Origin of the sequence: uncultured Campylobacter sp., from assembly GCF_937981295.1 — a bacterium.
In the GTDB taxonomy this organism is placed as follows: Bacteria; Campylobacterota; Campylobacteria; order Campylobacterales; family Campylobacteraceae; genus Campylobacter_B.
This window is the reverse complement of sequence record NZ_CALJPC010000053.1, coordinates 1-6,769: the sequence shown is the minus strand read 5'-3', so window position 1 is coordinate 6,769 and position 6,769 is coordinate 1. Positions and strand designations below refer to the sequence as shown.

Annotated in this window: 12 protein-coding genes; all 12 read right to left on the bottom strand. The window is 32.8% G+C overall.

The genetic code is table 11. The annotated features are described in order from the left end of the window. Window positions 1–118 precede the first annotated feature (118 nt). Window positions 119–391, bottom strand: coding sequence for a colicin immunity domain-containing protein (locus Q0135_RS04185; RefSeq protein WP_297988523.1), 273 nt, complete (start codon window positions 389–391; stop codon window positions 119–121). Window positions 392–412: 21 nt separating this feature from the next. Further along, window positions 413–685, bottom strand: a complete 273-nt coding sequence (locus Q0135_RS04180) for a hypothetical protein (RefSeq protein WP_297988521.1) — start codon at window positions 683–685, stop codon at window positions 413–415. Window positions 686–731: 46 nt separating this feature from the next. Next, a complete protein-coding gene (locus tag Q0135_RS04175) occupies window positions 732–1,211 on the bottom strand; it encodes a hypothetical protein (RefSeq protein WP_297988519.1) in 480 nt (159 codons plus the stop codon). 92 nt (window positions 1,212–1,303) lie between these two features. After that, window positions 1,304–1,864, bottom strand: coding sequence for a hypothetical protein (locus Q0135_RS04170; protein WP_297988517.1), 561 nt, complete (start codon window positions 1,862–1,864; stop codon window positions 1,304–1,306). A gap of 24 nt (window positions 1,865–1,888) precedes the next feature. Next, window positions 1,889–2,269 (bottom strand): hypothetical protein, encoded by a 381-nt coding sequence (locus tag Q0135_RS04165; protein ID WP_297988515.1) that lies wholly within the window; start codon window positions 2,267–2,269, stop codon window positions 1,889–1,891. A gap of 25 nt (window positions 2,270–2,294) precedes the next feature. Continuing rightward, window positions 2,295–2,906 (bottom strand): hypothetical protein, encoded by a 612-nt coding sequence (locus Q0135_RS04160; protein ID WP_297988513.1) that lies wholly within the window; start codon window positions 2,904–2,906, stop codon window positions 2,295–2,297. Then, complete coding sequence (locus Q0135_RS04155) at window positions 2,903–3,274, bottom strand: hypothetical protein (protein WP_297988511.1); 372 nt, start codon at window positions 3,272–3,274, stop codon at window positions 2,903–2,905. Before Q0135_RS04155 ends, Q0135_RS04160 begins: the two co-directional genes overlap by 4 nt. 24 nt (window positions 3,275–3,298) lie before the next feature. Then, window positions 3,299–3,562, bottom strand: a complete 264-nt coding sequence (locus Q0135_RS04150; protein ID WP_297988509.1) for a hypothetical protein — start codon at window positions 3,560–3,562, stop codon at window positions 3,299–3,301. 589 nt (window positions 3,563–4,151) lie between these two features. Beyond that, window positions 4,152–4,547 carry an Imm41 family immunity protein gene (locus Q0135_RS04145; RefSeq protein ID WP_297988507.1) on the bottom strand — a complete coding sequence of 132 codons (396 nt, stop codon included), beginning with the start codon at window positions 4,545–4,547 and terminating at the stop codon, window positions 4,152–4,154. A gap of 4 nt (window positions 4,548–4,551) precedes the next feature. Next, entirely contained in the window at window positions 4,552–4,938 is a 387-nt protein-coding gene (locus Q0135_RS04140) for an Imm41 family immunity protein (RefSeq protein ID WP_297988505.1), read from the bottom strand. Window positions 4,939–5,013: 75 nt separating this feature from the next. Then, window positions 5,014–5,349, bottom strand: a complete 336-nt coding sequence (locus Q0135_RS04135; protein ID WP_297988502.1) for a hypothetical protein — start codon at window positions 5,347–5,349, stop codon at window positions 5,014–5,016. Between the two features lie 8 nt (window positions 5,350–5,357). Next, window positions 5,358–5,681 (bottom strand): hypothetical protein, encoded by a 324-nt coding sequence (locus Q0135_RS04130; protein WP_297988499.1) that lies wholly within the window; start codon window positions 5,679–5,681, stop codon window positions 5,358–5,360. Window positions 5,682–6,769: the final 1,088 nt, after the last annotated feature.

The window sequence follows — 6,769 nt, the reverse complement described above, 5'->3', positions numbered from 1 at the left end:
ATATCTCTTTTCCGTTAATTTGCATTTGGGTTTCCTTTTATTGGGATGTGGGTTTTGCCCGCATTATATCGTAATATATTTTTAAAATTCTCGCAAAAATTATCATTTTATAAAACTACTATTTTAAAAGCGCAATTTGTTTTAAAGCCTTTTTCGCGCACCCCCTTAGATCCTCTTCACTTAATGAATCGCCTACCGTATCATCACCCCTCAACTCTTCGTCTGATTCGAATTCATCGATGTCAGTAAGAAGTCTATTAAGCGGCTCATAATATTCATCGGGAAAATTTTTATCATTCATAAATTTATCCCAATATATCTTTTCAAATTCAAATACGTCGATTCTGTTTTGCAAAAAATCCTCTATTATTTTTATATATTCCTCTATCATTGACCCTCTTTCGGTATATTTTTAATCGCCCGCCGCTCTAATGCTTAGAACCGACCATAAATCACTACCTATATTCACGCCTTCGCATAAATTTTTTATAATTGTTAAGTCGTTAGAAGAAATTTTTATATCATATTCATACATTTGAAGCAAAAAATCTTCCAGCGCTATACCATATTCTCCAGCCTTAATCAGTTCTTCCAAATAAATTATAAAGTCGCGCCGACCGACTCCGGCAAATTCATCTTTGTAATTACTGAATAAATTTAAAAATATCGGATTGCTGTATCTCATTCGCTTCTTTCCTCAAATTTATTTCTCGTAGCCGCTTCATAATCTTCTAGCTTCTAATTTCTATTTGAATATCAAGCAAGTCATCGTGATCTGGGTATTTGGCAGTCTCCGAGAGCGTAAATTTTATCTCGTCTAGCAGCTGTTTAGCCAAATCGCTGTATTTTTTCTTAAATGCATTAAAATTTAAGAAAATCAATTTTAAATCGTCTCGAACGCCTTGCTTATTTTTTAACCCATATCTCGAGTTTTCTTCTTTTTCTTCGATGTATTCGCTATAGCTTTCCCACTCGTCTTTATCTTCATATTGCTCCCACTCTTCCTCGCTATAGTTTTTCCATTCCTTAAATCGCAGAAACCAAAAGAAGTCCGCGAATGCATCAGGACCGATACGTAGCGGTAAAGACAGCTTTTCGGATAAATATGAGTATAACTTATGCTCTATTACTTTGGGACAATAATCATGCCTCTCATCAATATATCTTCTGTCTTTTTGTAACTCATCAAAGTCAATCACTGCTTCTATCATTTTTCCCCACCCTAACTATGCTAACGCATATTTTCTTTAAATTCTAAAAATCAAATAAGCGTAGATTAACGCAAACTCGCCTTTATTAAATTTTAGTATAAATCAGACCAAAAAGGCACATACGGGCATTTTCCGACTGGCTTAAGAGGATTTTTGCTAAATTCCCTCAAAAAGTAGTCATATAAATTTTCCCCATAATAGATGACGTCGGTATAGTGTATAGATAAAACCGGTGGATCCGGCAATTTAAGACACGGCATATACCTATGAGAATATATAGGTATAATTTTAGGCGCGATTTTGGCTGCTTCTAGTATAATGGCTCGCTTGCGAGATTTGTCTTCGGGCATCGCGCCCCATTTTTGCGTATTCCAATAGCCCTCGTTTGGGAAAATTTCATCAATAGGATCGTTTTTTAAGTACTCAAAGACGTAGTTCATAGCCCGCTTTATCTCCTTTATATTTTCATCGCTAAAGTCTCTCCAATTATAAAATTCTACCGAAATGGGCAATGTATATGACAAAAAATCTCTTAGACTTTTCGGAAATTTAAACTCATAAATTTGCTCTATTTTGTCTATTTCGCTCTCTTTCAAACCATCGCTTAATTCTATGCCGCTCTTTTCTAGCAGCTCTTTTATTTGCTTATACATATTTTTTTTATCCTTATAAGGCTTTTAGTCGTAGTTAAAGTTATCTAATTTATATCCGAAAATTTGGATTGTTTTTAAAGCTAGCTCGCGTAGTCCGCAAAAGGTGCTATTGTGGTATATAAAATCTTCATAGTCTATCATAGAAGCCTTTTCCTCTTCTTCCCAAAATTTTGAATCACACTCCGTAAATTTATCTAGCATTTTGGCTATCGCTTTACGTTCCTCTATACTGAAATAAATTTTGTTTGATTCTGCTAGGGCTATTTTACAAGCACTCTCACAATCTTCTATTAAATCTATGCACAACAAATACTTATCCTTTGTGGGGTTAAGCATATATCTTTCTTGACATTCCAATGAGGCGAGGCAGCATAATTCTCTCAATAACCTTTCTTTTATTGACATTTTATTCTCCTAAATTTTATTACTTTTATATCCCGTACCACTTAGTTATATTTCCTTCTTCGTCGGTATCAACCTCTATGTGTTCGTATTTGTTGCGGAGGCTAGGAATCAAAATTTCATCATAATATTTTTTACCGCATTCCGTGATAAACATATACATATTGTAATGGCACCACCGATTCGGCTCCTCCCAAAAGGCGCTGTCTGCGTGAGTATAATTTCTTAGATACTCGTATGAGCGAGCTATAAATTTATCTAAATTATAAAAGAAATTTTCTCTTAAAATCTTCCATTCTTCAAATTTTTTCATATTTAAATTTATATTGGCGCTAGTTTTATGTTTTATATCGGTATCGATGAAATTATTTAGATAAAATTGCCCAAATAGCATTATTAAAATATCTCTTACATTATCATCGCATAAGCTAAAATTATGAGTTAATGTGCTAGCGATAGAGTCGGTCTCATAGACTTCGGTGCTTTTCATCAGGCTAAACGCCTCAAGCTCATAAAAATCCAGTGGTATTTTCCCGCTTGCGGCTTGAAAATTTTCAAAAATCTTAAACCGAAAATCTTCCGCTTCGCTAAAGAAATAGACGTATGGGCTTAAATTTAGATTGAGCGCTTTTATTCTCATTTTATACCGTTCAAACTATTTTTAGAATTTTGGTCTTGTTTTGCATAACAGGCTCTTCCCCGCTCTGTTTCTGTTACACAAAAATATTTGCTATTTACGCCGACCGGCTCATAATTTTTATCATCCCTTAAAATATTTAAAATTTCAGATTTATCACATATCTCTTTTGTTTCTGTATCATAACCCCAATTTGAACTAAACAATCTTATATAACCTTGCTCGTATAAGGACAATAAAATTTTTTTCGCTACTTTAAGCGAATTGGCAATGTTAATAGAATTTAATTCCCAAACGATTTCCCATAAAGAGATATAATCGCCATCTTCGATTATTACCGATAAAATAGTTAAAAACGTCTTTTTATTCATTTAAAACCGCATTTCGAACCAAGTCTAATCAAAGTCATAGTTAAAGTCATCAAGCTCATAACCAAAAATTTGGATTGTTTTTAGAGCTAGCTCTCTGACCTCTATCCAAGATTTATTGTGATAGACTAAATATTCATAATCATCTACGTATAATGATCTATCGTCCTTAAAGTTTTTAAGAATAAGGGACTTAAGCTCTCTTAGCGCGTCCCTTTCGTATGGCAAGAAGCAAAATTCAAATTCCTCCAATAGGGCATTAGTGCAGGAATCACATAAAAAATATACCATCTCCTTAGGATTTTCACAATCTTCATCTGTAGCGTGCACAAGATATTTATCTTGATATTCTAAAGAAGCCATTACGCATAGTTTGTACAGAAGTACGCCCTTGCGAAATATATGTTTTCCGTTAATTTGCATTTGGGTTTCCTTTTATTGGGATGTGGGTTTCATCTAGCATTCTAAACTCGCATATTTTAATAAAATTTTCGGTCTTATATACAACTCTATCTGCACCATTCTATTTATAGCAAAATTTTGTCCTATCTATATAAATTCGCTATCTTTATTTCTTCTGATTTTTAAGGACTCAATGCATTCGGCGGTAAATTCCACAGCTGTCTCCCTGCCTGCTTTTATAGTATTTCTACCCATCCCTCGACTATGCAATGTGTAAATATTAACCCCTCTATTTCGAACATATATTTGCCAATATCGCTATCTATTTCATCCGGATAAAAACCAAAAAAATCGCTCATCTCTACCATATCGGGATATGTTTTTATATATGTCATTTTATGCCCTTTCGTCTCTATCCACCATAATTTTTGCTTTTGCTAAATTATGCACCTTATTTGCGAAGCAAAGATCATTTATATTAATTTTCATAGAAAAATTTGATTTTATAAAAATTCTCATCCCCTGACGCAACCGCCAATAATAAGCTTTTTATGCGACGAAATCTATCGAAAATATTCGGCTTTGTATCTTCTTGATATTCGTCCAGCTTGAAACATTCGCTTTTTGCGTCTATATCTACGTCGCGCCAACTTCCGTTTAGAAATATATCATTAGAGATAGAAATAATGCCTTGCATTATTTCTGGGTCCAACTCTTTGTTTTTATAATGCCGCAAAATCTTTTTTAAATCGGTTTCTAATTTCCAATATTCATCATCGCACCATAGATTATTATCCAAAATCATACCTATGAACGAATTTGCATCATATCTATCATCAAATGCGGTATTTCTATAAAAATTTACAAGATTCATTGCATCAATCCTTTGGAGCATACCAAAAACCGCTATTGCTAAATTCTTCTTTGAATACGATGCTATTGCACATAACATTTAATCTTTCAAATCTATCATATATGCTAGGCACCACGCCATCGCTGTTTTTCGCACACAGCATATTGCTTACATAAATTTCTGATTTATCCTCCACGCCGATAACATCATTAAATATCGCTAGTATTGCGATGAAAATTTCTTTTGGAAGCGTTTTATTATGATAAAAGCTCAAAATTTGCATTAAAGCTTTATCTAACTCCCAATAGTCGCAATCCGACCAAGTTTTTTGATATATAAATTTTCCAACAAACGAATAGATGCTAAATTTATCAGAATTCGTTGAATTCTGGTATAAAAGCTTTAAGTCCATTAATTACCGTCCTTTTTTCATTCTTTATTAAACATTTAGCCATCTTTATGACAAATTTACATTTATAAAAATTGATTATTTTCTGCTTGGCAACTCTTTAGATAGAATTTCTGAATCAGGATACAATTTTTTCAAAAATTCTATCTCTTCTTGATCTAACTCATCTAAAACCTCTTCTATAGGTTTTTCGCTTAAAATTTTTCCATAAACCAAACTCAGTCTTTTATATGCGCGCGGGTTACCGTTCTTTTCAAATTGCCTTATTATGACAATCCTGCACTCTTTTGTTATTTCGGAATCGCCCATAAAAAGATCTTTTATATCGCAAGAGGCGCTTTGCTCTTTATATAGATAAAATATCCACACAAATAATATTATAGCGGCAGCAATAAAGTAAATTTTATTTTTCATGAAATCTCTTATTCTTTTGGCTTCCTATCTACGTCATATAGATGCATGACTTTATCCATGTTAATCTCTTTTTCCTTTCCGATCCGCTTGGTACATAATGTGAAATTTCCCTCTTTCAAAACGCACTTTTTTAATAAACCAACTATAAAATCGTTATTTGTGCATAGATCTAAATTTACAGAATGAAATTTTTTAATAAAATTTAGCTCCTCTTTGTCTAATTCTTGCTGCGCCTTTTGATCTATACAATATCTATCTAAAAAATAAAATTCATAAAAATAGAAAAGTCGCCTATATGCCCCGCTGTTGCCATTATTAGCTCGTCGTATCAATTTTAATCTGCATTTTTGCTCCATACGATTGTAGTTCCGCCTCAACATATCGTTAATATCACAAGGCGAAAAACTTAGCACCGAAAGAACAATATAAATACAAAGAAATATACTAATTATGATGAGAAAAAATTTCATTTTATATCCTTACTTATTTTTGGTTTTTTAGATATAACCGATCAATCATAGAATTTGCGATTTAATTAGTAATAAAAGTGGTGTCCTGCGTTGAATTTGTACAACCCTCAGAATTCCCCCGAACACTCGATTACAGAATATCCGCATATAGTCTTTTAAAAAACTATATAAAAATATTTGTCGTCTCTTAAGGAAACTTTAAATAATAGGCAAAAATGAGTTAAGAAGTTTCAAACCTCAAGAAATTTAGCTTAAGCCTTGTAGCAGCTCAAGGTTTAAAATCTTAAGGAGGTTGATTAACACATTTTCACCAAATGCCTTAAGCGCCTATCTGTAAGATGTTTGTTCTTTAAGGCAAAGAACAAATAAAAATAGATAAAAGCTTAAATCCTTATTCGTCCTTATGAACAAGGGGATTATATTAGAAAGATCTTAAAAGCTTCTTAGCTCAAATTTATTAATCTCTTCTTTTACTTTCATTTACAGATAAAAAGTCTAAGGGTTTAGAGGCTTCTTTAAAAGTATAAAGGAAGCTATGCTATTTTCTTATATAGTATTAAGATAGCCAAAGGCTTTTAAAATATGGGGGAGTGATTAAAAAATGATGGGTTGCCACCCTTAATACTTCATACCTAAATATCTTCAATATCCTTTAGATACTCAAGCATTCTATTAGAGCAAAGCCCAAAATATCAAAAGCAAGGCTACACATAAAATATCCTTAAAAGGGATAGGCTAAGAGGTTGCTCTATCTATGATAAAAGAACTGCTTTGGCAAATAATATCCCCACAAGCGATAAAAATATATTAAGATCAATATTGTTTATAATATAGTACTAGGCAAAAAATACTCCTGAAAGAAATAAAACCATAAGAAGGAAGACTTACTTAGAAAATAACACCCCTACAAGGAATAATCGCAACGGCGGTAGCAGACGAGCAAATGCTCC